Source organism: Microbacterium sp. C-MGS6 (assembly GCF_058140415.1).
The window spans coordinates 607,036-631,437 of the sequence record NZ_CM176934.1; the positions used below are offsets into that span (position 1 = coordinate 607,036).

Here is a 24,402-nt window from a genome sequence, read left to right on the forward strand (position 1 = left end):
CGAGTGAGCGAGAACACCCGACGCCGCCGCACCGTCGCGCGACATGGTCAGCTGCGCTCGCCCGGTCCCGTCAGCCAGCTCCTCCGGCTTCTCGCGATCAGCATGGCGGTGGTGCTCGTCAGCGGCATCGGCGTCGCGGCCTACTTCTACCTCGACTTCTCCAGCACCGTCTCCGCGAACGCCGTCGATCTCGACGGGCAGGAAGACCTGCCGCCGGACATCGGGGCCTACAAGGGTGGGTTCAACCTCGTCCTCGCCGGAGTCGACACCTGCGAGGACGACTACAAGCAGTACTTCGGCGACCGGTGCACCGGCGGCGACGCCGAGGGCACGCTCAACGACGTGAACCTGCTCGTGCACGTGTCCGAGGAGCCGCGGCGGATCACCGTCGTCAGCTTCCCGCGTGACCTCATGATCCCGATCCCGTCGTGCGAGGACGAGGACGGCAACGCCACGGCCGCGATGAGCAAGCAGCCGCTCAACGTCGCGTACACCGACGGCGGGCTGAACTGCGTCGTCCGTACGATCTCGGCGCTCACGGACCAGGAGGTGCAGTTCGCCGCCTCCGTGACGTTCGGTGGTGTCATCGAGATCACCAACGCGATCGGCGGGGTCGACGTCTGCCTCGCGAACCCGATCCGGGACCGCTACACGGGTCTGGACATGGCGGCCGGCACGCACACCGTCCAGGGCCTCGAGGCTCTGCAGTTCCTCCGCACCCGGCACGGCGTCGGCGACGGCAGCGACCTGGGCCGCATCGGCAACCAGCAGCAGTACATGTCCAGTCTCGCCCGCAAGCTCATCAGCGGCGAGGTGCTGGGCAACGTGCCGGTCATGCTGAAGCTCGCCAACACCGGCATCCAGAACCTGGAGACGAGCACGTCGCTCGCCGACCCGATGATGATCGTGCAGATCGCGCTGGCCGTGAAGTCGGTGCCGTTCGAGGACATCGTGTTCGTGCAGTATCCGACCCTGGAGGACTGGGACGACCCGAACAAGGTCGTGCCGAACGAGGAGGCCGCCGCCGCCCTCTGGGACGCGATCGAGGCCAACGCCCAGTTGCAGATCACGCACGAGAACACCAGCAACGATGGCGTCGTCGTGGAGGAACCGACGACTCCGACCGAGCCCACGGAGCCCACCACGCCGACACAGGGGGCGACGCCGACCCCCACGACGGCTCCGGACGTCGTGGCGCTTCCCGATTCCATCAAGGGCAACTCCGCCGCGCAGCAGACGTGCTCGAACGGCAACGTGCGCTGAGCGGGGCTCAGGAGCTCCGCGGGCGATAGGCCGCCGGCGGATGCGTCGCGGCGACGAGGGCGCGAAGCTCCGAGAGCTCGGCCGGCGCCGCGCCCAGAGCCCGCGCCTGGACGAGGACGTTGCCGAGGGCTGTCGCCTCGACAGGCCCTGCCAGGACGGGAAGCCCGGTGCGGTCCGCCGTCGCCTGACACAGCAGCCGGTTGAGAGACCCGCCGCCGACGAGGTGGACGACGTCGAGAGACTGCCCGGAGAGCCGGCCCGCCGTGCGGACCGCGTCGGCGAACGCGGCGGCGATGCTCTCCACGACGAGCCGGACGAACGCCGGACGATCGGTGGGCGCGACGGCACCGTGTGCGTGCAGGAGGCCAGCGATACGCGTCGGCATGTCCCCGGGGGCCGACAGCGAGGGGTCGTTCGCGTCGAACACGGCGGAGGGCGGCGCCGTGGCGGCCGCCTGGTCGAGAAGCCCGGACAGGTCGATGGCCTTGCCGTCTTCGCTCTCCCACGCGCGCACGGTCTCGCTGAGGAGCCAGAGACCGGTCACGTTGTGGAGGACGCGGAACCGATCGTCCACACCGCGTTCGTTGGTGAAGTTCGCTTCCCTGGCCGCGTCCGTGAGGATCGGCTGAGCGTGCTCCACACCGACCAGCCCCCAGGTGCCGCAGGAGATGTACGCGGCGCGGGGCGATGTCATCGGAACGGCGGCCACCGCCGACGCGGTGTCGTGCGAACCGACCGCGATCACCGGCAGATCGGCGCCGATGCGCTCTGCCACCTCCGGGCGCAGCCGGCCGATGACCGTGCCGGGATCGACGAGGTCCGGCAGGAGGGAGGCGTCGATCCCGAGACGGGTCGCGAGCGCCACATCCCAGGTGCCGGACTCCACGTCCAGCAGGCCTGTCGTCGAGGCGTTGGTCCGTTCGGCGACGCGGGCACCGGTGAGGAGGAAGGCGAGGAGGTCCGGGATGAGGAGCGCGGTGTCGGCGTCGTGCCGGAGCTCGTCCGCCCGGAGCTGGTAGAGCGTGTTGAACGGGAGGAACTGCAGGCCGTTGCGGGCGTGGAGCTCCTCGAACGGGACGAGGGCGTGGACCTCGTCCACGCCGCCGGCGGTGCGGTCGTCGCGGTAGTGGAACGGCTCGGCGAGCAGCTCACCGGCACGCAGGAGGCCGTAGTCGACCGCCCACGAGTCGATCCCGATGGACTCGATGTGCGGTTCCCGGCGCACCGCTTCCGCGAGGCCGTCGAGGACATGGGCGACGAGGGCGTCGAAGTCCCAGTGCAGACCGTCGGCGCGGGTCACCGGTCCGTTCGGGAACCGCGACACGGGCTCGAGCTCCAGGACACCCGGTCCCACTCGGCCGATCATCACCCGACCGCTCGTGGCGCCGAGATCCACCGCCGCGACCGCACGGACGTGCCGTACGGTCGCGGGCGAGCGGTCGTCGGTCATCGCAGGAACGCCGCGGCGACGCCGGAGTCGACGGGGATGTGCAGACCGGTGGTGCGGCTCAGCTCCGGGCCGGTCAGCACATAGACGGCGTCCGCGACGTTCTCCGGCACGACTTCGCGCTTGAGGATCGTGCGGTCGGCGTAGAACTGGCCGAGGTCCTCTTCCTTGACGCCGTACGTGGCCGCCCGGTTCGCTCCCCAGCCGGAGGCGAATATCCCGGACCCGCGGACCACGCCGTCGGGGTTGATGCCGTTGACCCGGATGCCGTGCGCGCCGAGCTCCACGGCGAGCAGCCGCACCTGGTGCGCCTGGTCGGCCTTCGTCGCCGAGTACGCGATGTTGTTCGGGCCGGCGAAGACGGAGTTCTTGGAGGAGATGTAGATGATGTCGCCGCCGAGTCCCTGGTCGATGAGCACGCGCGCGGCGGTCTTCGAGACGAGGAACGAGCCCTTCGCCATCACGTCGTGCTGGAGATCCCAGTCCTTCTCGGTCGTCTCCAGCAGAGGCTTCGACAGCGACAGGCCGGCGTTGTTCACCACGAGGTCGATGCCGCCGAACGCGAGCACCGCCTGGTCGATCGCGGCCTGCACCGCATCGGCGTCGGCGACGTTCGCGGCCACGCCGATCGCCACGTCGTCGTTCCCGAGCTCGGCGGCCGCGGCCCTGGCCTTGTCCAGGTCCAGGTCGGCGACGACCACACAGGCGCCCTCCGCGGCGAGGCGGGTCGCGATGGCCTTGCCGATCCCGCTCGCGGCACCGGTGACGAGGGCGATGCGGCCCTGGTGGGACTTCGGCTTCGGCATGCGCTGCAGCTTCGCCTCCTCCAGCGCCCAGTACTCGATGCGGAACTTCTCGGCGTCGGAGATGGGGGAGTACGTGGACAGCGCCTCGGCACCGCGCATGACGTTGATGGCGTTCACGTAGAACTCGCCGGCGACCCGAGCGGTCTGCTTGTTCGCCCCGTAGGAGAACATGCCGACGCCGGGCACGAGGACGATCAGCGGATCCGCGCCGCGGATCGCCGGCGACTCGGCCGTGGCGTGGGCGTCGTAGTAGGCCTGGTAGTCGGCGCGGTAGGCGGCGTGGAGCTCCCGCAGCCGTGCGGTCTGCTCCTCCACGGTCGCCGTGACAGGGAGGTCGAGGAGGAGCGGCTTGACCTTGGTGCGCAGGAAGTGATCGGGGCAGCTCGTGCCGAGGGCGGCGAGGGCCGGGGCCTTCTCGGAGGCGAGGAAGTCGAGGACCACGTTGCTGTCGGTGAAGTGACCGACCATCGGCTTGTCCGTCGACGCGAGCCCGCGGATGGTTCCGGCGAGGGCGGCCGCCCGCGCGCGGCGCTCCGGCTCCGGCAGGGCTTCGAAGCCCGAGCGCGTGCCGCCGAACGGTTCGGGGGACCCGTGCTCCGCGATGTAGGCGGCGGCGGTGTCGATGATCCAGAGGGAGTTCGCCTCCGCCTCCTCGGAGGAATCGCCCCAGGCGGTGATGCCGTGTCCGCCGAGGATCGTGCCGATGGCCTGCGGGTTCGCCGCCTTGATCTCCGCGATGTCCAGCCCCAGCTGGAAGCCCGGGCGGCGCCACGGCACCCAGACGACCCGGTCGCCGAAGATCGCTCTCGTGAGCTCCTCGCCGTCGGCGGCGGTGGCGATCGCGATGCCCGAGTCGGGATGGAGGTGGTCCACGTGCGGGGCATCGACCAGGCCGTGCATCGCGGTGTCGATCGAGGGGGCGGCGCCGCCCTTGCCGTGGAGGCAGTAGTCGAAGGCGGCGACCATCTCGTCCTCCCGCTCGACGCCCGGATAGACGTCGACGAGCGCGCGCATGCGATCGAGGCGGAGGACGGCCAGGCCGTTCTCGGTCAGCGTGCCGAGGTCCCCGCCCGACCCCTTGACCCAGAGGAGCTCGACCGGCTGCCCGGTCACGGGGTCGATCTCGGTGCCCTTGGCGGACGTGTTGCCGCCGGCGTAGTTCGTGTTCTTGGGGTCGGCGCCCAGGCGGTTGCTCCGCGCGAGTAGTTCGGCGGCGGTGGGGTTCGTCATGCGAGTCCTCGGTTCGTAAGTGAAAATACCCGGTCGGCGCCGGAGAGTCAGGGGAGTTGCAGGATCCGAGCCGCGAACCGATCGATCGTCGAGGCGAACGCGGATTCCTCGGGGCGATTGAGATGGCCGTGGGTGGTGCCCGGCTCGACAGCGACGGCGACCTCGACGCCGGCGGCGGTGAGGGCTCGGGCGAATGTCTCGCCGGACACGCGGAGCTCGTCGGTCTCGTCGTTGACCATGATGGTGGGCGGGAAGGAGACGAGCGCCGCGGATGCTGCGGTGCCGGGGATGGCATAGACGTCCGCCGTCTCGGGGTCGCCGCCGAGGTAGTTCTCATACATGCCACGCACGAAGTCGGGGGTGAACACGTCGGCGGAAGGATCTCCGTCGAGCAGGGCGCGCAGCTTTGGGCCGGGCGCCGCCTGCACCGCTTGCAACGTCGGGTAGGCGAGGACGGCGAGAGCGGGCACGATGCCGCCCTCGTGGGAGAGGCGGAGCGCCGCGCCGGTCGCAAGGTTGCCACCTGCGCTGGCTCCGCCGATCGCCCATCGTCGCGTGGCGACGTCCGACGTGGCGGCCCAGCGGAACGCGAAGACCATCTCGTCGTGCGGGACGGGGTAGTGCACGCCGCCGCGTTCGGGCGCGCCGAGGCGCGCGGTCCACTCGGGGGTGATCGGGGCGAGAGCGTAGTCCACGCTCACGACCGCGATTCCCCGATCTACGAACGCCCGTGCGACGGCGTCGGCTTCCGGCATGTCAATGTCGCCGCCCGCGAATCCGCCGCCGTGCGCCCAGACCAGGCCGTGGCCGCTCGGCGACTTCGAGGAGTAGACGCGCACACGCAGCGGACCGTGCGGGCCGTCGAGGACGTGGTCGCGGATGTCGTGCGCGGTCATCGGCTCAGGCCCCCCAGCCGGCCTGCACGCCGCCCACGCGCTCCTCCGCGATCCGCTGCCCGTACCCGGAGGCCGCGTAGGCCGCCATCGGGTCGGCGGGGAGACCCCGTCCCTCTCGCCATTCGGCCAGCGCCGGACGGACGTCGGTGGAGAAGGCGTCCATGAAGACGGCGTGCGCCGTCAGCACGTCCCCGCTGCGCTGAGCGGTCGTCAGGGCTTCGCGGTCGACGAGCAGCGCACGCGCTGTCATCTCCTGCACGTTCAGCACGGAGCGGATCTGTCCGGGGATCTTGTCCTCGATGTTGTGGCACTGGTCCAGCATGAACGCCACGTCGGGGTTGTTCAGCCCTCCGCCCCGGATCACCTCGAACAGGATCCGGAACAGCTGGAACGGGTCGGCGGCACCCACGATGAGGTCGTCGTCCGCGTAGAAGCGGGAGTTGAAGTCGAACGAGCCGAGCTTCCCGAGGCGCAGCAGCTGCATGACGATGAACTCGATGTTGGTGCCCGGCGCGTGGTGACCGGTGTCGAGGCAGACCATCGCCTTGTCACCGAGGGCGGTCACCTGCACGTAGGACGTCCCCCAGTCCGGCACGTCGGTGTGGTAGAACGCGGGCTCGAAGAACTTGTACTCGAGCACGAGGCGCTGGTGGTCGCCGAGGCGCGCGTAGATCTGCTGCAGAGAATCGTGCAGCCGATCCTGCCGCCCGCGCAGATCCGCTTGCCCGGGATAGTTCGAGCCCTCCGCGAGCCAGATCTTCAGGTCGCGGCTGCCGGTCGCGTCCATGACGTCGATGCAGGCCAGGTGGTGATCGATGGCCTTGCGGCGGACGGCCGCATCCTCGTGGGTGAGGGCGCCGAACTTGTAGTCGTCGTCCTGGAAGGTGTTGGAGTTCACCGTGCCGAGGGAGACGCCCTGGTCCTCGGCGTGACGTCGCAGGTCGTCGAACGAGTCGACGAGGTCCCACGGGATGTGCAGCGCCACGGTCGGGGCGAGCCCGGTGTGGGCGTGGACCTGCGCGGCGTCCGCGATCTTCTCGTACGGGTCGCGGGGCGTGCCGGGAGTGCTGAACACCTTGAACCGGGTCCCGGAGTTGCCGAACGCCCAGCTGGGCAGCTCGATGCTCTGCTTCTCGAGCGCGGCGAGGATGTCGGGGGTGAGGATGCTCACGATGCACGGCCTTCGTTGTCGGTGGCGGGTGTGGCGCTCTCGCCGGCGGCGGCGAGCTGGTCTTCGAGGTGGAACACCTCGGTGAGAGGGGTGGCGGCCTGATCGGGACGGCCGTCGAGGTCGAGGAAGAAGGGGGCCATCTCGGCTTCCCAGCGTGCGGCGACGGGGGAGGCGGCGAGGTAGGCCTGCGCGGCCGCATCGTCATCGGTCTCGTAGTAGCCGAAGAGCACGCCGCCGGCACCGAGGAAGAGACTGTAGTCGCGCCGGCCGGCGGCCGCGATCTCGCGGAGCATCTCGGGACGCACCGGCGTGTGGCGGGCGAGGTACTCGGACAGCAGCTCGGGCTTCACCTGGAGCTGGAAGGCGACGCGGGTCATGCGATTCCTCTCGGAGGTCCGGCCGGCGCCCGCGGGGAGCGCCGGCCGGAGGGCGACTCAGAAGTCGAAGTCGCCGATGTTGTCGGCGTCGAACACGAACGGGTCGCCCAGCAGGACGACGCCGTCGGCGCCGACGGTGTACTCGCCGAGGTCGCCGGCCTCGAAGGTGTCGCCTTCCTCACCGGTGATGTCACCCGCGATCAGGGCCTGCGCGGCGTAGGCGGCCAGGTAGCCGAGGTCGGCCGGGTTCCACAGCGCGAAGGCGGTGACGGTGCCGTCCTCCACGTACTCGCGCATCTGGTTGGGCGTGCCGAGGCCGGTCAGCGCGACCTGGCCCTTGAAGTCGGACGTCGACAGGTAGCGCGCCGCGGCGGCGATGCCGACCGTGGTGGGCGAGACGATGCCCTTGAGGTCGGGGTGGGTCTGCAGCAGCGCGGCCGTCTTGTCGAACGACGTCTGGTCGTCATCGTCGCCGTAGACCGTCTCCACGATCGTGATGTCGGGGTACTCGCTGGCGACGTACTCCTCCATCAGCTCGATCCAGGCGTTCTGGTTCGTGGCGTTGGCCGAGGCGGAGAGGATGGCGATCTCCCCGGCGCCGCCGATCTGCTCGGCGATGAGGTCGATCTGCACCTTCGCGATGCCTTCGGAGTCGGCCTGGTTGATGAACAGGTCGCGGCAGTCGGTGTTGGTGTCGGAGTCGAAGGTGACGACCTTGACGCCGGCGTCCCTGGCCTCGTTCAACGCGTCGCAGATGGCCTGCGGGTCGTTGGCCGAGACGACGAGGGCGCCGACTCCCTGCTGCGTGGCCGTGTTGATGTAGCTGACCTGGGCGTCGGGCGTGGCCTCGGCCGGGCCGACCTCGGAGAACGTGCCGCCGAACTCCTCGACGGCTTTCTTGCCGCCCTCACTGGACGTGTCGAAGTACGGGTTGCCGAGGTTCTTGGGCAGGAAGGTGATCGAGGCGTCCGACCCGTCGCCGCCGCCGTCTCCTCCGCCGTCGGTGGAGCCGGCGCAGCCGGTGAGTGCGACCGCCGCCGCCACCGCGAGGGCGGCGAAGGCGGTGACACGCTTGCGTGCAAACGTCATTGTTCGTTCCTTTCGTCGGGAGATGCCGCGGATGCGGCGTCCATCGGTGCCTTCGTCGCTGTGGCGGCACCGGCGGGGGGTCTGCCCGGTCGGCGGCGTGCCTTCTGCAGCCAGGCCAGGAAGCTTGCGGCCACCACCGAGATCACGAGGAGCGTGCCGGTGATGATGTTGATGACGTCGGAGGTGACGTTCACCAGGCGGAGTGCACTCGCGAGCGCCCCGATGAGGAAGGCGGCGGCGATGACGCCGTAGATCTTGCCGCGACCGCCGAACACCGACACCCCGCCGAGCACGACGGCCGCGATGACCTGGAGCTCGAGGCCGGTGGCGTTGTCGCCGCGGGCGCTGCCGTAGCGGAGCGTATAGAAGATGCCGGCGAACGCGGCGACCGCTCCGGACAGCACGAACAGGATGAGCTTCGTGCGCTCGACGTGCACACCGGAGAAGTGCGCCGCGTCCTTCGACAGACCGATCGCGTACACCCCGCGGCCGAACGGCGTGAAGTGCAGCAGGACCGAGAAGACCGCGACGAGCAGGAGGAACGGGATCGTGATGACGGGGATCGGGGTGCCCGCGATCTTCGCCTTGGCGAGAGCCGTCCAGAACTCCGGGAAGTCGGTGACGGCGGCCGTGCCCAGCAGCGCGACGGCGAGGCCGCGGAAGAGGGCGAGCGTGCCGATCGTGACGGCGAGCGAGGGTAGTCCGACGACGGTCACGAGGAAGCCGTTGAACGCTCCGCCGACCACGCCCACGACGAGGGCGGCGAGCGCGGCGAGCTCGAACGGGAGCCCCGCCTGCACCAGCGCGCCGGTGACGACGCTGGACAGCCCGACCATGCTGCCCACCGAGAGGTCGATCTCGCCGGTGATCATGATGAGGGTCATCGGCAGGGCGATCAGGAGGATCGGCGCGATGTCGAGCAGCAGGTAGGTCAGCGTGATGGGCTGTCCGAACCCGCGGATGCTGGAGGCCGAGACGACCGCGACGAGCAGGAGCAGGCCGACGATCGCGGCTTCGCGCGTGAGCAGGAGCCGGCGCCACAGGGGCTTGTCGTAGTCGCGGATGACGCGGGTGGTCGCGGTGGCGGTCGCGGTGGTCATGATTCGTCCCTCGCCTCGATGAGCCGCCGTCTCTGCCGCACCGCGAGCACGCGGTCGAGCACGATGGCGCCGATGATGAGCAGGCCGACGACGGCACGCTGCCAGAAGTCGGGGATGCCGAGGATCGGCAGTGCGCGGTTGATGGTCAGCAGCAGCACGGCGCCGATCGCGGCGCCCCACACCGAGCCGATGCCGCCGGTGATCGCGACGCCGCCGATGACGGCCGCGCCCACCGCGTCCAGCTCCCATCCCGCTCCCGCCTGGGAGTTGATGGTGCCGTACCGGGCCGCGTAGAAGACGCCGGCGAGTCCGGCGAGAGCTCCCGACAGGACGAACGCGGTGAGCACGCGGCGGGTGACGCGCAGGCCGTAGAGCTCGGCCGCCGCGGGGTCGGAGCCGATCGCGTAGAACTCCCGGCCGCCGCGGGTGTTCTTCATGTACCAGGCGGCGACGGCGAGTACGAGGACCGCGACGATCGCGAGGATCGGGATGCCGAGGAGCTGCCCTGTGCCGAGGGCGAGGAAGTCGCGCGGCATGTCGGAGGCGTTCACGCGGTCGCTGCCGGTCCACAGCACGTTGATGCCGCGGTAGGCGTAGAGGGTGCCGAGGGTGATCACCATCGCCGGCACCTTGGCGTACGCGACGAGCGCGCCGTTGACGAGGCCGAGGAGGGCACCGAGCACCACGGCGGCGACCACGACCAGGACGATCGGGAGGCCGGGGATGTCGATGAAGAGCCGACCGGTCAGGTACGCGGTCAGACCCATCACGGAACCCACGGACAGGTCGACGTTGCGCGTGATGAGGACGATGGCCTGTCCCACCGCGACGAGCACGAGGATCGACGGCGTCAGCAGCAGGTCGCGCCAGCCGTCGGCGCTGAACAGGAACTTCGGGTTGTTGAGGGTCGCGGCGGTGACCACGAGCACGAGGGCGAGGAGGATGCCGAACTCTCGGGCCCTGCCGAGACCGGAGATGCGCTTGGTGAGCGCGGAGACGGGGATGGCGGTGGTCACGAGCTGAGCTCCGATGCGTGCGTCGCGGCGAACATGACGTTCTCGGAGGTGGCCTCCGAGCGGGGGATCTCGGCCGTGATGCGACCTTCGCGCATCACGAGCACCCGGTCGGCCATGCCGAGGACCTCGGGCAGCTCGGACGAGATCATGAGGATGCCCATGCCCTGACCGGCGAGCTGGGACAGCAGGCGGTGCACCTCGGACTTGGTGCCGACGTCGATGCCGCGGGTGGGCTCGTCGATGAGCAGCACCTGCGGCTGCGTGGCGAGCCCCTTCGCGAGGACGACCTTCTGCTGGTTGCCGCCGGAGAGCGTCGCGGCGACGGTGTCCAGGGCGTGCGTCTTCACCTCGAGCCGCGAGGCCCACTCCCGAGCGGCGCGGTTCTCCATCGCCGTGGTGAGCAGGCCGAGGCGGGCGAGACGCCGGCGGATCGCGAGGGTGATGTTCCCGCCGACGCCGGCTTCGATGACGAGGCCCTGCTTCCGGCGGTCCTCGGGGACGAGGGCGAGACCGGCGCGCATCGCGTCCACCGGACGGCGGGCGCGGATGCGGCGGCCCTTCATGCGCACGCTGCCCTCGCGGTACCCGTCCACGCCGAAGACCGCGCGGGCGACCTCGCTGCGCCCGGCGCCGACGAGGCCGGCGAGCCCGACGATCTCGCCCGCACGGACGGAGAAGGAGATGTCGTGGAAGAGGCCGGGGCTGGTCAGCCCCTCGACCTCGAGCAACGGTTCGCCGATCGTCGCCTCCTGCTTCGGGAACAGCTCGGACACCTCGCGACCCACCATCTGATGGACGAGCTCGTCCACGGTGGTCTCGGCGATGGCGGAGGTCGCGATGTACGCGCCGTCCCGCATGACCGTCACGGTGTCGCAGAGCGCGAACACCTCGTCGAACCGGTGTGAGATGAAGATGAGGCCGCGGCCTTCGTCGCGCAGGCTCCGGGCGATCGCGAACAGGCGCTCCACCTCCACGCCGGAGAGTGCCGCGGTGGGCTCGTCCATGATGAGCAGCGTGGCGTCGAGGGAGACCGCCTTGGCGATCTCGATGACCTGCTGGTCGGCGATTGACAGCCCTTCGGCGGGGCGGTCGGGATCGATGGTGACGCCGAGGCGGGTGAAGAGCCGCTCGACCTCGTGGCGCATGGCCTTGCGATCGATCCGTCCGAACCGCCCGACCGGCTGACGGCCCATGAAGATGTTCTCGGTGACGGAGAGGTCGGGGAAGAGTGTCGGCTCCTGGTAGATCACCGCGACGCCTGCGGCCTTCGACTGCGCGGTCGAGGTGAAGTCGACGTCCTCGCCGCGGAAGCGGAAGACTCCGCCGTCGCGCTGGTAAAGACCGGCGACGATCTTCACGAGGGTCGACTTGCCGGCACCGTTCTCACCGACGAGCGCATGGATGGAACCGGGGTGGACGGCGATCGTGCCGGAGCGCAGGGCGATCACCGACCCGAAGGCCTTCTGGACGTCGGCGAGCTCGAGCACGGGCGCCGTCGTGGGTGAGGACATCATTTCTCTCTCCATTGAGGGAATGAATCGTTTCAAACCCTGATGGAGTTGAGACTAGGGGCTGTGTTGACGCGTGTCAATACGGCGTGAGAGTCTGAGGCGATCCCCGCGGATGAGTCGTTTCAGCGGCGGGAACCGGAGGGAGGGCGCGATGGCCGTCAGTGTGCGGGAGGTCGCCGAGGACGCGGGTGTCTCCGTCGGGACCGTGTCGAACGTGCTCAACCGGCCGGAGAAGGTGGCTGCGGAGACCGTCGCTCGTGTACAGGCGTCCATCGACCGTCTCGGGTTCGTGCGCAACGACGCGGCGCGGCAGCTCCGTGCCGGGCGCAGCCGCACGATCGGGCTCGTCGTGCTCGACATCCGGAACCCGTTCTTCGCCGAGGTGATCCGCGGGGCCGAGGAGCGCGCCGACCAGCACGGACTCTCCGTCCTCGTCGCGAACAGCGACGAGAAGCAGGACCGCGAGGCGATGCACCTGGACCTCTTCGAGGAGCAGCGGGTGACGGGTGTGCTCGTCACGCCGGTGGCGGAGTCCCTGCCGCGGCTGGTGCGGATGCATGAGCGCGGTACGCACGCCGTCCTCGTCGACCGGGAATCGCAGGATGAGCGGTTCGCCTCCGTCGCCGTCGACGACGTCGAGGGCGGACGCATCGCGACGGAGCACCTGCTCGGGGTCGGCCGTCGCCGGATCGCCTTCGTCGGCGGCCCGGTCGCGCTGCGCCAGGTCTCCGATCGCCTGAGCGGCGCGCAGGCCGCGGCGGCAGCGGCAGGGGTCGGGCTGGAGTTCATCGCGACCTCCGCGCTCACCGTCGAGGAGGGGCGGCGCGCCGGGGCGCAGATCCTCGACCGTGCCGCGGGGGACCGGCCGGACGCCGTCTTCGCGGCGAACGATCTCCTGGCCCTCGGCCTCCTGCAGAGCCTGGTGATGACCGGCGATGCCCGGGTCCCCGAGGACATCGCGCTCGTCGGCTACGACGACATCGACTTCGCCGCGGCCGCCGTGATCCCGCTCAGCTCGGTGCGGCAGCCGGCCGCGCTGATCGGCTCCACCGCGGTCGACCTGCTGCTGCGGGGCCAGGACGACGTGGCGCCCGCGCCGGAGCACGTGCTGTTCCGGCCGGAGCTCGTCGCCCGCCGCTCGACCACCGGGGAGTGACCGCGGTCAGGCCGGCGTCGGCGTGGAGCGCTGGGCGCTGGCGCCCCGCATGATGCGCGCCACGGCGGTGATGAGGAAGAGCTGCCCGGTGATCCCCTCGGCGATGGCCACCGCCTGCACCCCCGATCCGACGGGGACGAGGTTGCCGTAGCCCGTCGTCGTCAGGGCGGTGAACGAGAAGAAGAGCTGATTGCCGAGCGAATCGCTCGCCGCATCGCCGAACAGCGGGGTCGGCAGCAGCAGCGACAGCAGGTTGTAGACGAAGGCGAAGAACATGCCCACGAGGATGTACGCGGTCACCGCGGCCAGGAGCGCCTCGACGTCGAGGCCTCGGCGGGTGACCTGGTGCGCGATGATGGCCCACGGCGCGACCAGCAGCGCGATCATGGAGGCGGCGGAGAGGGCGACGGCGAGGGCCGGACTGTCCGTGGCGAAGAACGCCGCGAGGAGGGCAGCGAGCCCGGCGGCCGAGAGCACGACCCACGACACCCGCTGCACGAGGGCGCGGGCCCTGGTCACGCGGAACACGATCGCGACCGTGACCAGCATCGCCAGGAACGCCCAGGGGCTGGGAACCGTGCCGGGTTGGGCCGCGCACAGTCCGTACGAGACGATGAGGAGGGCGAGCACCGCGGCATAGCCGAGGGCACCGCGCCTCGGGTCGGCCGGGGCGGCGAATCCCGCGCGGACGTGCGCTCCCGATGGCTCGGACATGGCGTCTCCTCTCGCGTCCGCGGGGGCGGGCCCTCGCAACGTGCGGCCAGTATCGCAGGGCGGCCAGCCCGCGCCGGGGAGCGTCCCGAGACCGGCGGTTCGTGACCACGCGTCGGACCCGTTATGATGGTGGGGTGCATCCGTGCTCTCGAGCCGGATGCCTGGAGACGTCGCATAGTCCGGCCTAGTGCACCACCCTGCTAAGGTGGAGTCCCCTCACGGGGACCAGGGGTTCAAATCCCCTCGTCTCCGCACGGAGAAGCCCCGACGAGTCCGCTCGCCGGGGCTTTCGTGTTCCCGGCTGCGGGGCTGTCCTCCTCACGCCTGCGTCCCGGGCATCCAGGTCGGATCAGGGGAGAGTGCGGCGGAGATCTTCCGGCTGGCCGCACCGAGCTGCCGCGCCTGCGCCGGTGTGAGGGCATCGAAGACGACGCGGCGGATGAGGGCCTGGTGGGCGGGAGTCGACTCCTCGACCTTCCGATGGCCGGCGTCGGTGAGGATGCCGAGGGTGAAGCGCCCGTCCTCCGCGTCGACTTCGCGTCGGACCCAGCCTTTCGCCTCCAGGCGAGTGATGGCGCGGGAGAGCCGGGACAGCGTGCTGTTCGCGTAGCCGGCGAGGACGCTGAGGCGGAGGGTGCGCTCCGGCGCCGAATCGAGGGCGAAGAGGATCCCGTGCTCGAAGTGGGTGAGCCCGCTGTCCCGCTGCAACTGCGCGTCGAGGGCCGCCGGGAGCCGTTCGAGGAGCGTCGCGAGTGTCGACCAGACGTCCATCTCTTCGGCGTTCAAGGGGGCGGGGGAGAGCGGCGACATTCCTCCACCGTAGCGGTTGAGCCATGCTCGTCGCTTGCTTGGGAAAGTGAACAGCGGCTAGTGTAACTTGCTCAGGCAAGTCATGCGGGAGGTCTGCTGAAGCGAGAGGGAGACGGATGGAACTGGGGCTGCGCGGCAAGAGGGCGTTCATCAGCGGGTCGAGCCAGGGGATCGGATATGCGGTCGCGTCCGCTCTCGCTGCCGAGGGGGTCGATGTCGTGATCAACGGTCGTGACGAGGGACGCGTCGACGCGGCGGTCGCCGCCGTGGCCCTCGCGCATCCCGGTGCGGCCGTCTCCGGGATCGCCGCGGACTTCACCGATCCCGACCAGGTGGTCGCGGTGACGGAGAAGCTCGGTCAGGTGGACATCCTCGTCAACAACGTCGGTCTCTTCGGACTCGCCGACTTCGCGGACATCACCGATGAGGACTGGGCGCGCTACTTCGAGGTGAATGTGATGAGCGGAGTGCGCCTCTCCCGGGCTCTCCTGCCGGGGATGCGGGACCGGGGCTGGGGACGCATCGTCTTGGTCAGCAGCGAGTCCGGCGTGAACGTCCCGGCCGACATGGTGCACTACGGCGTGACGAAGGCGGCGATGATCGCCCTCGGCAACGGGTTGGCCAAGCTCACCCGCGGCACCGGCGTGACGGTCAACACCGTCCTGGGTGGCCCGACCTACTCGGAGGGCGTCGCGGCGAGCGTCGCCGCCGTCGCAGCAGCCCAGTCCGTCTCCGTGGACGTGATGAAAGAGGCGATCATCGGACAGAACACGACCACACTCCTGGAGCGCTTCCTCGATCCGACCGAGGTCGCCGACCTCGTCGTCTACCTCTCCAGCGTCCGGGCCTCCGCGACGAACGGCGCCGCGCTGCGGGCGGATGGGGGCGTGCTGACGGCGATGCTCTGACCCGAGCGCGTCACTCGCCGGGGCCCATGGCTTCCGGTATCCTCGCGGGCATGCCTAGACCCACCCAGACGCCGCAGCGCGAGGCCTTCGGCTCGCGGAACGTGTTCATCCTCTCGGCGATCGGCTCGGCCGTGGGTCTCGGGAACATCTGGCGCTTCCCGTACGTCGCCTACGAGGGCGGCGGCGGTGCGTTCCTCATCCCGTATCTGTGTGCGTTGTTGACGGCCGGCATCCCGCTGCTGTTCCTGGACTACGCGATCGGCCACCGGTTCCGGGGCTCCGCGCCGCTCGCGTTCCGACGCCTGCACCGGGCCGCCGAACCGCTGGGGTGGTGGCAGGTGCTGATCTGCGTCGTCATCGCGGTGTACTACGCCGTGATCGTCGCCTGGGCCGGCATGTACACCTGGTTCTCGGCCCAGCTCACCTGGGGAGCGGGCAACGAGAACGACTTCTTCTTCGTCGACTTCCTGCAGTCCGCCGACGTCGCGGAGGTCGGCCTCTCCGGCGAGTTCGTGCCGCAGGTGGGCCTGCCGCTGATCGCGGTGTGGCTGATCGTCATCATCATCATGGCGCTCGGCGTCAAGCGCGGTATCGGGCGCGCCAACATGATCCTGATGCCGCTGCTCACCCTCATGTTCGCCGTGCTCGTGGTGCAGGCCCTCTTCCTCCCCGGCGCCCTGGACGGTCTCAACGCCTTCTTCACGCCGAACTGGGAGGCACTCGCCGACCCGGCCGTGTGGGCCTCCGCCTACGGGCACATCTTCTTCTCGCTGTCTGTCGCCTTCGGGATCATGGTGACCTACGCCTCGTACCTGAAGCGCAAGACCGACCTCACCGGCTCGGGCCTCGTGGTCGCGTTCGCCAACTCCGGTTTCGAAATCCTCGCCGGCATCGGCGTGTTCGCGGCCCTCGGGTTCATGGCGCAGGCGCAGGGCACGGATGTCTCCGGCGTCGCGACCTCGGGCATCGGCCTCGCCTTCGTCGCGTTCCCGACGATCGTGTCCCAGGCGACCGGCGGGTCGATCATCGGCGTGCTGTTCTTCGGCGCCCTCGTCTTCGCCGGGATCACCTCGATGATCTCGATCCTGGAGGTGATCGTCGCGGCACTGCAGGACAAGCTCGGCTGGGCGCGGGTGCGCACCACCCTCGTCGTCTCGATCCCGCTGGCCATCATCTCCGCCGCGCTGTTCTCCACCACCACCGCGCTGTCGGTACTCGACACCACTGATGCCTTCGTCAACGCCTTCGGCATCATGGCGGTCGCCCTCGTCGCGGTGATCGTCGTGGCCTGGGTGCTGCACAAGCTGCCGCAGCTGCAGGAGCACCTGAACCGCCGTTCGAGCTTCCGCGTCGGCCTCCTCTGGCGCCTGCTCGTGGGCGTGCTGGCCCCGCTCGTGCTCGGGTACCTGCTGATCACCGAACTCCTGACGAAGATCGCGGAGCCGTACAGCGGCTACCCCGGCTGGTTCCTCGGCGTGTTCGGCTGGGGCATGGTCATCGCGTTGGTGGTCGGCGGAGTACTGCTGTCGCTGGTGCCGTGGAGCAGGCGCTCCCGCGCCAAGGACGACGTCGGCTACGACGACTTCCTGGACCAGGAGGAGTACGCCGCCGATCCGGAGACGACGAGCATCGCCGTCCCGGCCGCGCAGACGAAGGGAGCAGGGGCATGACCACCACTGCGATCGTCATGATGATCATCGCCATGGTCACGGTGTGGGGCGGCCTCATCGCCGCCGTCGTGAACCTCGCTCGGCACCCCGAGGTGGAGGACGCCGAGCCGGCGGTGCCGACCGAGCTCTGATCTCCGACCCGATCGCATCGGACCGGGACGATCGGGTGCCGGGAGGGCTGCGGCGACACGATGGTGGGGAAAGGAGGACCCCCGTGATCGGCACGCTCAACGCCCTGGTCGACCTCGTCGACGCGGACAGCGGTCAGGAGATCGACGTCGCCGCGTTCGCCCGCGCGCACGGCACCACCGAGTACCACCTGCGCCGGATGTTCTCGGCGCTCGCCGGGGTGCCGTTGACCGAATACGTGCGGCGTCGTCGGATGACGCTCGCGGGTGCGGAGCTCGCCGCCGGTGCACCGAGTCTGCTCGATGTCGCCGTTCGGCACGGCTACGGCTCGACCGAGGCGTTCGCCCGGGCGTTCCGCGCCGTGCACGGCATCGGGCCGGCGGACGCGCGTCGGCACGGGGGTCCTCTCCGCACACAACCCACGCTCCGGTTCCGCCTGAGCGTCGAAGGGAGCACCCCGATGGATGTCACCATCACCCACCGCCCCGCGTTCGCCCTCGTCGGTCATGCCGCGGAGGTCCCGCTCATCCACGTCGGCGTCAATCCGCACATCCAGGCGCACATCGCCGCCATCCCGCCGGAGGAGCACGCCCGCCTCAAGGCGCTCGGCAACGAGGAGCCCGCGGGCATCCTCGCCGTGACCGCCGACATCGATCCGGATGCCCCGGAGGGGACGCCGCTGACCTACCTGCACGGGGTGGCCGTGCGCGACGACACCGCGGTTCCGGACGAGCTCGACACCCTGCGCGTGGCGGAGGGCACGTGGGCCGTGTTCGGCGCGAGCGGCCCGTTTCCGGAGACTCTGCAGGATCTGTGGGCGGCGACGGCGACCGAGTGGTTCCCGTCGAACCCGTGGCGGCTGCGACCCGGGCCCTCGATCGTCCGCTACCGGGAGTTCACCGGCGACACGGCCTCCTGTGAGCTCTGGCTCCCCGTCGAGCAGAGCTGAGCGTGGATCGGGTCGGGCCCGTGGGGCTCGACCCGATGTCGGTGCCCTGGGGCACACTGACCGCACGACGACGAAGCGGGGGCAGGCCATGACGGCGACCGATCCGAAGAAGACGCTCGATGCGTACCAGGCGAAACGGGGGACCTTCCGGATCCTCGACGTGCCGCCACTGACCTATCTGATGGTCGACGGCGCCGGCGATCCGAACACCGCGCCGGCGTTCTTCGACGCGGTCGCTGCCCTCTACCCGCTGGCGTACACGCTCAAGTTCGCCAGCCGTGCCGAGCTCGGCGTCGATCAGGTCGTGATGCCCCTGGAAGGCCTGTGGCACGCGCCCGACATGGCGTCGTTCACCACCCGGCGCGACAAGTCGACCTGGCTCTGGACGCTGATGATCATGGTCGGCGACCACGTCGCTCCCGCCTTCTTCGACCGCGCGGTCGAGTCGGTCGCGGCGAAGAGCGCGAAGAAGGGGGAGGAGCTCCCGGCGCTGGCCGCGGTCCGGCGGGAGGTGCTCGACGAGGGGCTGTGCGTGCAGACGGTGCACGTCGGACCGTTCGACGATGAGGGCCCCGTGCTGGAGGAGCTGCACGAGCGGTTCGTCCCGGAGAACGGGTTGCGGATGCGCGGTCGGCACCACGAGATCTACCTCAGCGACCGTCGCCGGACGGCCCCGGAGAAGCTGCGCACCATCCTGCGGCAGCCGGTGGAGCGGATCACCTGAGCACTTCCGCACCGCGCGTGCGGAAAGCAACCCCCTGATTCCGACCGCCCGCGGCGGATACTCTTCGAGCATGAGCACCGTCAAGCATGCGGCGCGCGTGGCGAAGGACTCCACCGCGTTCCGGCGGACCGCCCGCGCGGGTTTCGTCGTCCTCGGCGTCATCCACATCATCATCGGCGCGATCGCCATCACGATCGCCGCGGGCGGGTCGGGTGACGCCGACCAGGACGGCGCGATGGAGCAGGTGCGCAACAACCCGGTCGGGGGACTGCTGCTGCTCGCGATCGCCGTGGGCCTCCTCGCGCTCGCCGTGTGGCAGGTGGCGAGCGGGTTCCTCGCCGCCGACCCCGCCGAGACGAAGAAGTGGGGCAAGCGTCTCAAGCTCTTCGGCATCTCCGGCACGTACCTCGTGATCGCCGGACTGGCGCTCATCTACGCCGTGGGCGGCCGGGCGGAGTCCTCCGACGCCTCGAAGACCCTGAGCCAGGTGGTCCTGTCCGCGCCCGGCGGGGTGGTGCTGCTCGTGGTGATCGGTCTCAGCGTCATCGGTGTCGGCATCGGCTTCATCGTCGGCGGGGTCATGCGCTCGTTCCGCAAGCTCATCGACGTGCCGACCGGAGCCGCCCGAGCCGGAGTGATGGCCCTCGGCATCGTGGGCTACATCGGCAAGGGCATCGCGGTGGGAGTCACCGGCGTGCTGTTCGTGGTGGCCGCTGTGACGCAGGATCCGGAGCGCGCCGCGGGGCTCGACGCCGCCCTGCACAGTCTCCTCACCCTGCCGTTCGGCCGCCTCATCCTCGGGGCGGTCGGCGTCGGCTTCGCGCTGTACGGCGCCTTCTGCATCGCGCGGGCCCGTCTCGCCCGCATGTCCTAGTCCTTCCGCCCGTGCACGACTTCGGAGATCGCCGCCGACGCGCCGCTCGGTAGTCGCACGGCCCGGGGTGTCTCGTCCCGTCTCCGAAGCTGTGCCCGCCCGGAGCCGGACCCGGGCCACGCGGAAGATGGGAGACTGGAACGATGAGCGCTTCTCCCGGAGTCGACGTGATCACCCCGCTGACCGAGACCGAGGTGCAGCGGATCCGCGAGGACTTCCCGATCCTGCACACCCGCGTGCACGGCCACCCCCTGGCGTACCTCGACTCGGGCGCGACGTCGCAGCGTCCGGAGTCCGTGCTCGACGCCGAACGACGCTTCGCCACCACCATGAACGCGGCCGTCCACCGCGGCGCCCACACGCTCGCGGCAGAGGCGACCGAGCTGTTCGAGGATGCCCGCAGCACGCTCGCTCGTTTCGTGGGCGCCGACGACGACGAGATCGTCTGGACCTCGAACGCCACCGAGGCCGTCAATCTCGTCGCCTACTCCCTCTCCAATGCCTCGCTCGGCCGGGGCGGTGCCGCCGCTGCAGTCCTCCGGCTCCGCGAGGGGGACGAGATCGTCACCACCGAGATGGAGCACCACGCCAACCTCATCCCCTGGCAGGAGCTCGCTGCGCGCACCGGGGCCACGCTCCGGGTCATCCCGCTCGACGACGACGGGGCCCTCCGTCTGGATGCGGCCGCGGAGCTCATCTCGGAGCGCACGAAGCTCGTGGCCTTCACCCACGTATCGAACGTGTTGGGCGTGATCAACCCCGTCGAGACCCTCGTCGCGCTGGCCAGGGAGGTCGGCGCCCTCACGCTGCTCGATGCCTGCCAGTCGGCTCCGCACCTGCCGCTGGACCTCCACGCGCTCGGGGTCGATCTCGCCGTCCTCTCCGGCCACAAGATGCTCGGCCCCACCGGCATCGGGGCGCTCTACGGCCGTCGCGAGGTCCTCACCGCGATGCCCCCGTTCCTCACGGGCGGTTCCATGATCACGACCGTCACCACGACCGAGGCTGAATACCTGCCACCGCCGCAGCGCTTCGAAGCGGGCACGCAGCGGGTGTCCCAGGCGATCGCGCTCGCCGCCGCGGTCGACTACCTCTCCGCGGTGGGGATGGATCGCATCGCCGCGCACGAGGCCGCGTTCGGGCAGCGACTCGTCGACGGGCTCGGGGCGATCGACGGCGTGCGGGTCCTGGGTGCGGGCATCGAGCTGCCGCGCGTGGGGCTCGCAAGCTTCGACGTCGCCGGGATCCACTCGCACGACGTCGGGCAGTTCCTCGACGACCGGGGCATCGCCGTGCGCGTCGGGCACCACTGCGCGCAGCCGCTGCACCGCCGGCTCGGTGTGACCTCGTCGACGAGGGCGAGCACCTATCTGTACACGACAGCGTCCGAGGTGGATGCCGTCATCGAGGCGGTCGCCGGGGCGATCGCGTTCTTCGGGAGGGGCGCATGAGCGACCTGCAGAGCCTGTACCAGGAGCTGATCCTCGACCACTCGCGCACGCCGCACGGCTTCGGGCTCCGCGAGGAGATCGCGGCGCAGTCGCATCAGCTCAACCCGACCTGCGGCGACGAGGTCACCCTGCAGGTGCATCGCGGCGCCGACGGCGACGTGGAGGCGATCGCGTGGGAGGGGCACGGGTGCGCCATCTCCCAGGCGTCCGCCTCCCTGCTCGCCGAGCTCGCCGAAGGCCTCACCGTGGACGAGCTCGAGGTGCGCATCGCGGCCTTCCGCGAGGCGATGCGCTCCCGGGGCACGATCGAGCCGGACGAGGAGCTGCTCGGCGACGCCGCGGCCCTCGGCGGGGTCTCCCGGTATGTGGCTCGCGTGAAGTGCGCCATGCTGGCCTGGGTGGCGGCCGAGGACGCGCTCACGCGCCTCTGACCTCGTCCGCTCCTGTCTCGGACCGGGAATAGCATCGGGCGGCAGACGTTGGCCCGAGCATGACAACTCTCGGAATCATCGGAGCAGGCAACATCGGCAGCCAGGTCGCCCGAGTGGCGGTGGCCAACGGCTATGACGTCGTGATCGCGAACTCGCGAGGGCCGGAGACCTTGGCCGACCTCGTCGCAGAGCTCGGGCCGCACGCGAAGGCGGCGACGGCGGAGGAAGCGGCCGCCGCGGCGGACGTGGCCGTGGTGACGGTGCCGCTGCACGCGATCGATCAGCTTCCCGCCGCACAGCTCGCCGGGAAGATCGTGCTCGACACGAACAACTACTACTTCGAGCGCGACGGGCACATCGAGGCCCTCGACAAGGGCGAGACCACCACGTCCGAGCTCGTGCAGGCGCAGCTCCCGGAGTCGAGGATCGCCAAGGCGTTCAACCACATCTACGCCGCGGACATCACGACCGACGGGACTCCGGCCGGTACGCCGAACCGTCGGGCGCTGGCCACCGCGGGTGATGACGCCGAGGCTGTGGCCTTCGTGACCCGCTTCTACGACGAGGCCGGCTTCGACACGGTCAACGTCGGCCCGCTCAGCGAGTCGTGGCGGGTCGAGCGCGACCGTCCGGCGTACGTCGTCCGGCAGAACGCGGAAGAGCTGACCGCGAACGTCGCGCGGGCGAACCGTCTGCCCTGAGTCGGCTCGCGCCTCCGGTCTGGGATACCAAACTTGGCCAATCCCGGGCCGGGGTGCGAGAATGCCCGGATGGCGGGGGCTGTGGGGGTAGGCGGGGAACTCGAGTCGGTCAGGGTCACGAGGATCCTCCGAGACGACATCGTGCTCGGGCGACGCCCTCCGGGATCGCGTCTCGTGGAACGGGACATCGCCGCCGAGCTGCAGGTGTCGCGTCTCCCGGTGCGGGAGGCGATCAGGACCCTGGTCGCGGAGGGCGTGGTGGTCGCACGACCGCGGACCTGGGCGGTCGTGCGGGAGTTCACCCATGACGACATCCGCAACTTCGCCGAGGTGCGGGAGGCGATCGAGACCCTCATCTTCGTGTTCGCGGCCGAGCGGCATGACGCCGCCGGGCTCGCACGCCTGCGGGATGCCTATGAGCGCGAGGCTGCGGCGGCGCGGGCAGGAGACGCCGAGACCGCGCGCACAGCGGCGGCCGAGTTCCACGAGATCGCCGTCGATCTGGCGGGCAACGAGATGCTGGGCGAGCTCATCGCGGTGTTCCTGACCCGCCTGCGGTGGCTGTTCGGACAACACGACGATCTGGCGGCGATGGCGGACGAGCACCGCGTCATCCTCGAGGCCGTCGCCGCGCGGGACGTCGAGGCGGTGCGCCGGATGGTCCCCGCTCACCTGGCCAGCGGACATTCGGCAGCCGAACGACGGCTGGCGCAGACCGTGACTGGCTGAGCGCGTCCGTCTGCGATGACACCCCCACCGCGCGGAAGGCCGGTTGTATCCTTGTCCGGTCGGAGTCGGTCCGGTCTGTTCGCGCTGTCCTGGGGAGCGAGATGCGAAATCTTGCTGTCGTCGTCGGGGGAATCCTCCTGCTCGGCGGTGCTGCGCTCCTCGTCGTGGCCGACCAGGAGCGTGCCGCGGACGTCGCCGCTGTGAAGGCCGAGATCGCTCGGATCGAGGACGTGCTCGACGAGTCGCAGACGGAGAACCTCGCCCTCGCGGAGCGTCTCACCGAACTCCGGTCCCGTATCGCTGAGCAGGACGCCGATCTCTCGAACACGACGGGCTTCCTGCCGTGATGCGCCGGAAACTGACGGTGACGGTGTCGGTGGCCGTGCTCCTCGCGGCGGCCGTCGTCGCCCGGGCCGACGCGCTGGACCACGAGCGGGCGGAGGCGTTGGCGCAGCTCTCCGTTCTGGCCGACCGATCGCACGACGCCGCGCAGCGCACAGACCACCTGTCCGGCGCCGTCGCGCAGGCCGAGCAGGACACCGCGGATCGGGCCGCCGTGCTGGCCGTGCGTCCCGCGTTCCTCGAGGAGCTCTCGACGCTCGCGGCCGTCCTCCGTGGTGCGGACGGCAAGGTCGACACCGCGGCGCATCTCGCGTCCGCCCGGTCGGCTCAGGAGACGGTGCGCGCCGAGCGCCACGATCCCGACACCGTGGTCGCGGCGACCGCGACGGTCGAGGCGCTCACGCAGAAGGTCGGCACCGAGGTCGCAGGGTGGCAGGCATCGCAGAGCGCCGGTCCCGGCGGGCCCGTGTGGACGTCGAGCGGGCCGGACGGCTATGCGCGGGTGCGCGCGGCCCTCGACCGGGTGGGCGGCGGGGGCGTCGGGCTGTACGAGTCGTCGTCGTGTGCGGGCGGCACAGCGCCGGCCTGCGCCAACAGCAACGGCTACATCAAGTACCGTGCCGACATCACAGGGTGGAGCGACGGACGCCTGAACTGGGCGATGGCGCACGAGCTCGCCCACATCCATCAGTTCCGGGTCTGGGGTGCCCTCACCTCGTCCGGCGCCTACGCGACGATGTTCGGCGGCGATCCGGAGTTCCTGGCCAACTGCATGGCCGTCGTCCGCGGCTTCCCGGGTTCGGTCGGGTGCTCCGGCGAGCAGCAGACCTGGGCCTCCGGTATCTGGGTCGGGGTCGTCCGCTAGCCCCGGCCCGACACGGGCTTCGATGTCGGAGGTGTGCGGCATG

Annotated in this window: 25 protein-coding genes and 1 tRNA gene; 15 read left to right on the forward strand and 11 right to left on the reverse strand. The window is 70.3% G+C overall.

What is annotated here, in order from left to right; all coding sequences use genetic code 11:
• The first annotated feature begins 3 nt into the window (after positions 1-3).
• Entirely contained in the window at positions 4-1,263 is a 1,260-nt protein-coding gene (locus AC3B5L_RS02875) for an LCP family protein (RefSeq protein ID WP_187663230.1), read from the forward strand.
• Positions 1,264-1,270: 7 nt separating this feature from the next.
• Here AC3B5L_RS02875 and AC3B5L_RS02880 read toward each other — a convergent pair whose 3' ends face one another.
• From AC3B5L_RS02880 to AC3B5L_RS02920, 9 genes are read right to left on the reverse strand one after another with little or no spacing between them, the layout of a single operon-like run.
• Entirely contained in the window at positions 1,271-2,713 is a 1,443-nt protein-coding gene (locus AC3B5L_RS02880; protein ID WP_259953631.1) for a rhamnulokinase, read from the reverse strand.
• Entirely contained in the window at positions 2,710-4,746 is a 2,037-nt protein-coding gene (locus tag AC3B5L_RS02885) for a bifunctional aldolase/short-chain dehydrogenase (protein WP_259953632.1), read from the reverse strand. Before AC3B5L_RS02885 ends, AC3B5L_RS02880 begins: the two co-directional genes overlap by 4 nt.
• A 47-nt stretch (positions 4,747-4,793) precedes the next feature.
• Positions 4,794-5,642: an alpha/beta hydrolase fold domain-containing protein gene (locus tag AC3B5L_RS02890; protein ID WP_259953633.1), complete on the reverse strand. Its 849-nt coding sequence runs from the start codon at positions 5,640-5,642 to the stop codon at positions 4,794-4,796.
• Between the two features lie 4 nt (positions 5,643-5,646).
• Positions 5,647-6,813 (reverse strand): L-rhamnose isomerase, encoded by a 1,167-nt coding sequence (rhaI, locus tag AC3B5L_RS02895; RefSeq protein WP_259953634.1) that lies wholly within the window; start codon positions 6,811-6,813, stop codon positions 5,647-5,649.
• Positions 6,810-7,190, reverse strand: coding sequence for an L-rhamnose mutarotase (locus tag AC3B5L_RS02900; protein WP_187663235.1), 381 nt, complete (start codon positions 7,188-7,190; stop codon positions 6,810-6,812). The genes rhaI and AC3B5L_RS02900 overlap by 4 nt, the downstream gene beginning before the upstream one ends.
• Before the next feature lie 57 nt (positions 7,191-7,247).
• Positions 7,248-8,279, reverse strand: coding sequence for a rhamnose ABC transporter substrate-binding protein (rhaS, locus tag AC3B5L_RS02905; protein ID WP_187663236.1), 1,032 nt, complete (start codon positions 8,277-8,279; stop codon positions 7,248-7,250).
• Complete coding sequence (locus AC3B5L_RS02910; protein ID WP_490096203.1) at positions 8,276-9,379, reverse strand: ABC transporter permease; 1,104 nt, start codon at positions 9,377-9,379, stop codon at positions 8,276-8,278. Before AC3B5L_RS02910 ends, rhaS begins: the two co-directional genes overlap by 4 nt.
• The gene (locus tag AC3B5L_RS02915; protein WP_060921423.1) at positions 9,376-10,395 is read right to left on the reverse strand and encodes an ABC transporter permease; all 1,020 of its coding nucleotides are present in this window, start codon (positions 10,393-10,395) and stop codon (positions 9,376-9,378) included. The genes AC3B5L_RS02910 and AC3B5L_RS02915 overlap by 4 nt, the downstream gene beginning before the upstream one ends.
• A complete protein-coding gene (locus tag AC3B5L_RS02920) occupies positions 10,392-11,909 on the reverse strand; it encodes a sugar ABC transporter ATP-binding protein (protein WP_490096204.1) in 1,518 nt (505 codons plus the stop codon). Before AC3B5L_RS02920 ends, AC3B5L_RS02915 begins: the two co-directional genes overlap by 4 nt.
• A 148-nt stretch (positions 11,910-12,057) precedes the next feature.
• Here AC3B5L_RS02920 and AC3B5L_RS02925 point away from each other — a divergent pair, with 148 nt between their 5' ends.
• Positions 12,058-13,062, forward strand: coding sequence for a LacI family DNA-binding transcriptional regulator (locus tag AC3B5L_RS02925; protein WP_315637190.1), 1,005 nt, complete (start codon positions 12,058-12,060; stop codon positions 13,060-13,062).
• A 6-nt stretch (positions 13,063-13,068) separates the two neighbouring features.
• Here AC3B5L_RS02925 and AC3B5L_RS02930 read toward each other — a convergent pair whose 3' ends face one another.
• Complete coding sequence (locus tag AC3B5L_RS02930; protein ID WP_315637191.1) at positions 13,069-13,776, reverse strand: ion channel; 708 nt, start codon at positions 13,774-13,776, stop codon at positions 13,069-13,071.
• 163 nt (positions 13,777-13,939) lie between these two features.
• Between AC3B5L_RS02930 and AC3B5L_RS02935 the strand changes: the two genes are divergently transcribed.
• Positions 13,940-14,028 (forward strand) — tRNA-Ser (locus AC3B5L_RS02935).
• A 66-nt stretch (positions 14,029-14,094) separates the two neighbouring features.
• Here AC3B5L_RS02935 and AC3B5L_RS02940 read toward each other — a convergent pair.
• Positions 14,095-14,586, reverse strand: a complete 492-nt coding sequence (locus tag AC3B5L_RS02940; protein WP_490096205.1) for a MarR family winged helix-turn-helix transcriptional regulator — start codon at positions 14,584-14,586, stop codon at positions 14,095-14,097.
• A 116-nt stretch (positions 14,587-14,702) separates the two neighbouring features.
• On the opposite strand from AC3B5L_RS02940, the gene AC3B5L_RS02945 reads away from it, so the two are divergent.
• The 12 genes from AC3B5L_RS02945 to AC3B5L_RS03000 all read left to right on the forward strand — a co-directional run bounded on the left by AC3B5L_RS02945 (position 14,703) and on the right by AC3B5L_RS03000 (position 24,359).
• Positions 14,703-15,494, forward strand: coding sequence for an SDR family NAD(P)-dependent oxidoreductase (locus AC3B5L_RS02945; protein WP_490096206.1), 792 nt, complete (start codon positions 14,703-14,705; stop codon positions 15,492-15,494).
• A gap of 50 nt (positions 15,495-15,544) precedes the next feature.
• A complete protein-coding gene (locus tag AC3B5L_RS02950; protein WP_232089177.1) occupies positions 15,545-17,164 on the forward strand; it encodes a sodium-dependent transporter in 1,620 nt (539 codons plus the stop codon).
• Complete coding sequence (locus AC3B5L_RS02955) at positions 17,161-17,295, forward strand: methionine/alanine import family NSS transporter small subunit (RefSeq protein WP_187663244.1); 135 nt, start codon at positions 17,161-17,163, stop codon at positions 17,293-17,295. Before AC3B5L_RS02950 ends, AC3B5L_RS02955 begins: the two co-directional genes overlap by 4 nt.
• Before the next feature lie 83 nt (positions 17,296-17,378).
• On the forward strand, positions 17,379-18,242 hold the full coding sequence (locus AC3B5L_RS02960) for an AraC family transcriptional regulator (protein WP_259953650.1): 864 nt from the start codon (positions 17,379-17,381) through the stop codon (positions 18,240-18,242).
• An 88-nt stretch (positions 18,243-18,330) separates the two neighbouring features.
• Positions 18,331-18,966 (forward strand): GyrI-like domain-containing protein, encoded by a 636-nt coding sequence (locus AC3B5L_RS02965; protein WP_259953652.1) that lies wholly within the window; start codon positions 18,331-18,333, stop codon positions 18,964-18,966.
• A 70-nt stretch (positions 18,967-19,036) separates the two neighbouring features.
• Positions 19,037-19,840: a DUF1206 domain-containing protein gene (locus AC3B5L_RS02970; RefSeq protein ID WP_259953658.1), complete on the forward strand. Its 804-nt coding sequence runs from the start codon at positions 19,037-19,039 to the stop codon at positions 19,838-19,840.
• Positions 19,841-19,983: 143 nt separating this feature from the next.
• Positions 19,984-21,291, forward strand: coding sequence for a cysteine desulfurase (locus AC3B5L_RS02975; protein WP_259953661.1), 1,308 nt, complete (start codon positions 19,984-19,986; stop codon positions 21,289-21,291).
• Positions 21,288-21,722, forward strand: a complete 435-nt coding sequence (gene sufU / locus AC3B5L_RS02980) for a Fe-S cluster assembly sulfur transfer protein SufU (protein ID WP_259953664.1) — start codon at positions 21,288-21,290, stop codon at positions 21,720-21,722. Before AC3B5L_RS02975 ends, sufU begins: the two co-directional genes overlap by 4 nt.
• A 59-nt stretch (positions 21,723-21,781) precedes the next feature.
• Positions 21,782-22,423, forward strand: coding sequence for an NADPH-dependent F420 reductase (locus AC3B5L_RS02985; protein WP_259953666.1), 642 nt, complete (start codon positions 21,782-21,784; stop codon positions 22,421-22,423).
• Between the two features lie 69 nt (positions 22,424-22,492).
• Entirely contained in the window at positions 22,493-23,152 is a 660-nt protein-coding gene (locus AC3B5L_RS02990) for a GntR family transcriptional regulator (RefSeq protein WP_187663251.1), read from the forward strand.
• A gap of 101 nt (positions 23,153-23,253) precedes the next feature.
• A complete protein-coding gene (locus AC3B5L_RS02995; RefSeq protein WP_259953668.1) occupies positions 23,254-23,499 on the forward strand; it encodes a hypothetical protein in 246 nt (81 codons plus the stop codon).
• Complete coding sequence (locus AC3B5L_RS03000) at positions 23,499-24,359, forward strand: hypothetical protein (RefSeq protein ID WP_490096207.1); 861 nt, start codon at positions 23,499-23,501, stop codon at positions 24,357-24,359. The genes AC3B5L_RS02995 and AC3B5L_RS03000 overlap by 1 nt, the downstream gene beginning before the upstream one ends.
• Positions 24,360-24,402: the final 43 nt, after the last annotated feature.

What these genes read in the sequence shown, in the direction of transcription:
- AC3B5L_RS02985 (WP_259953666.1), top strand. Translation starts at nt 21,782, where the DNA reads ATGACAACTCTCGGAATCATCGGAGCAGGCAACATCGGCAGCCAGGTC.
- AC3B5L_RS02925 (WP_315637190.1), top strand. Translation starts at nt 12,058, where the DNA reads ATGGCCGTCAGTGTGCGGGAGGTCGCCGAGGACGCGGGTGTCTCCGTC.
- AC3B5L_RS02930 (WP_315637191.1), bottom strand. Translation starts at nt 13,776, where the DNA reads ATGTCCGAGCCATCGGGAGCGCACGTCCGCGCGGGATTCGCCGCCCCG.
- AC3B5L_RS02885 (WP_259953632.1), bottom strand. Translation starts at nt 4,746, where the DNA reads ATGACGAACCCCACCGCCGCCGAACTACTCGCGCGGAGCAACCGCCTG.
- AC3B5L_RS02940 (WP_490096205.1), bottom strand. Translation starts at nt 14,586, where the DNA reads ATGTCGCCGCTCTCCCCCGCCCCCTTGAACGCCGAAGAGATGGACGTC.
- AC3B5L_RS02945 (WP_490096206.1), top strand. Translation starts at nt 14,703, where the DNA reads ATGGAACTGGGGCTGCGCGGCAAGAGGGCGTTCATCAGCGGGTCGAGC.
- AC3B5L_RS02920 (WP_490096204.1), bottom strand. Translation starts at nt 11,909, where the DNA reads ATGATGTCCTCACCCACGACGGCGCCCGTGCTCGAGCTCGCCGACGTC.
- sufU (WP_259953664.1), top strand. Translation starts at nt 21,288, where the DNA reads ATGAGCGACCTGCAGAGCCTGTACCAGGAGCTGATCCTCGACCACTCG.
- AC3B5L_RS02995 (WP_259953668.1), top strand. Translation starts at nt 23,254, where the DNA reads ATGCGAAATCTTGCTGTCGTCGTCGGGGGAATCCTCCTGCTCGGCGGT.
- AC3B5L_RS02910 (WP_490096203.1), bottom strand. Translation starts at nt 9,379, where the DNA reads ATGACCACCGCGACCGCCACCGCGACCACCCGCGTCATCCGCGACTAC.
- AC3B5L_RS02900 (WP_187663235.1), bottom strand. Translation starts at nt 7,190, where the DNA reads ATGACCCGCGTCGCCTTCCAGCTCCAGGTGAAGCCCGAGCTGCTGTCC.
- AC3B5L_RS02880 (WP_259953631.1), bottom strand. Translation starts at nt 2,713, where the DNA reads ATGACCGACGACCGCTCGCCCGCGACCGTACGGCACGTCCGTGCGGTC.
- AC3B5L_RS02970 (WP_259953658.1), top strand. Translation starts at nt 19,037, where the DNA reads ATGAGCACCGTCAAGCATGCGGCGCGCGTGGCGAAGGACTCCACCGCG.
- AC3B5L_RS03000 (WP_490096207.1), top strand. Translation starts at nt 23,499, where the DNA reads ATGCGCCGGAAACTGACGGTGACGGTGTCGGTGGCCGTGCTCCTCGCG.
- AC3B5L_RS02990 (WP_187663251.1), top strand. Translation starts at nt 22,493, where the DNA reads ATGGCGGGGGCTGTGGGGGTAGGCGGGGAACTCGAGTCGGTCAGGGTC.
- AC3B5L_RS02950 (WP_232089177.1), top strand. Translation starts at nt 15,545, where the DNA reads ATGCCTAGACCCACCCAGACGCCGCAGCGCGAGGCCTTCGGCTCGCGG.
- rhaS (WP_187663236.1), bottom strand. Translation starts at nt 8,279, where the DNA reads ATGACGTTTGCACGCAAGCGTGTCACCGCCTTCGCCGCCCTCGCGGTG.
- AC3B5L_RS02975 (WP_259953661.1), top strand. Translation starts at nt 19,984, where the DNA reads ATGAGCGCTTCTCCCGGAGTCGACGTGATCACCCCGCTGACCGAGACC.
- AC3B5L_RS02890 (WP_259953633.1), bottom strand. Translation starts at nt 5,642, where the DNA reads ATGACCGCGCACGACATCCGCGACCACGTCCTCGACGGCCCGCACGGT.
- AC3B5L_RS02955 (WP_187663244.1), top strand. Translation starts at nt 17,161, where the DNA reads ATGACCACCACTGCGATCGTCATGATGATCATCGCCATGGTCACGGTG.
- AC3B5L_RS02965 (WP_259953652.1), top strand. Translation starts at nt 18,331, where the DNA reads ATGACGGCGACCGATCCGAAGAAGACGCTCGATGCGTACCAGGCGAAA.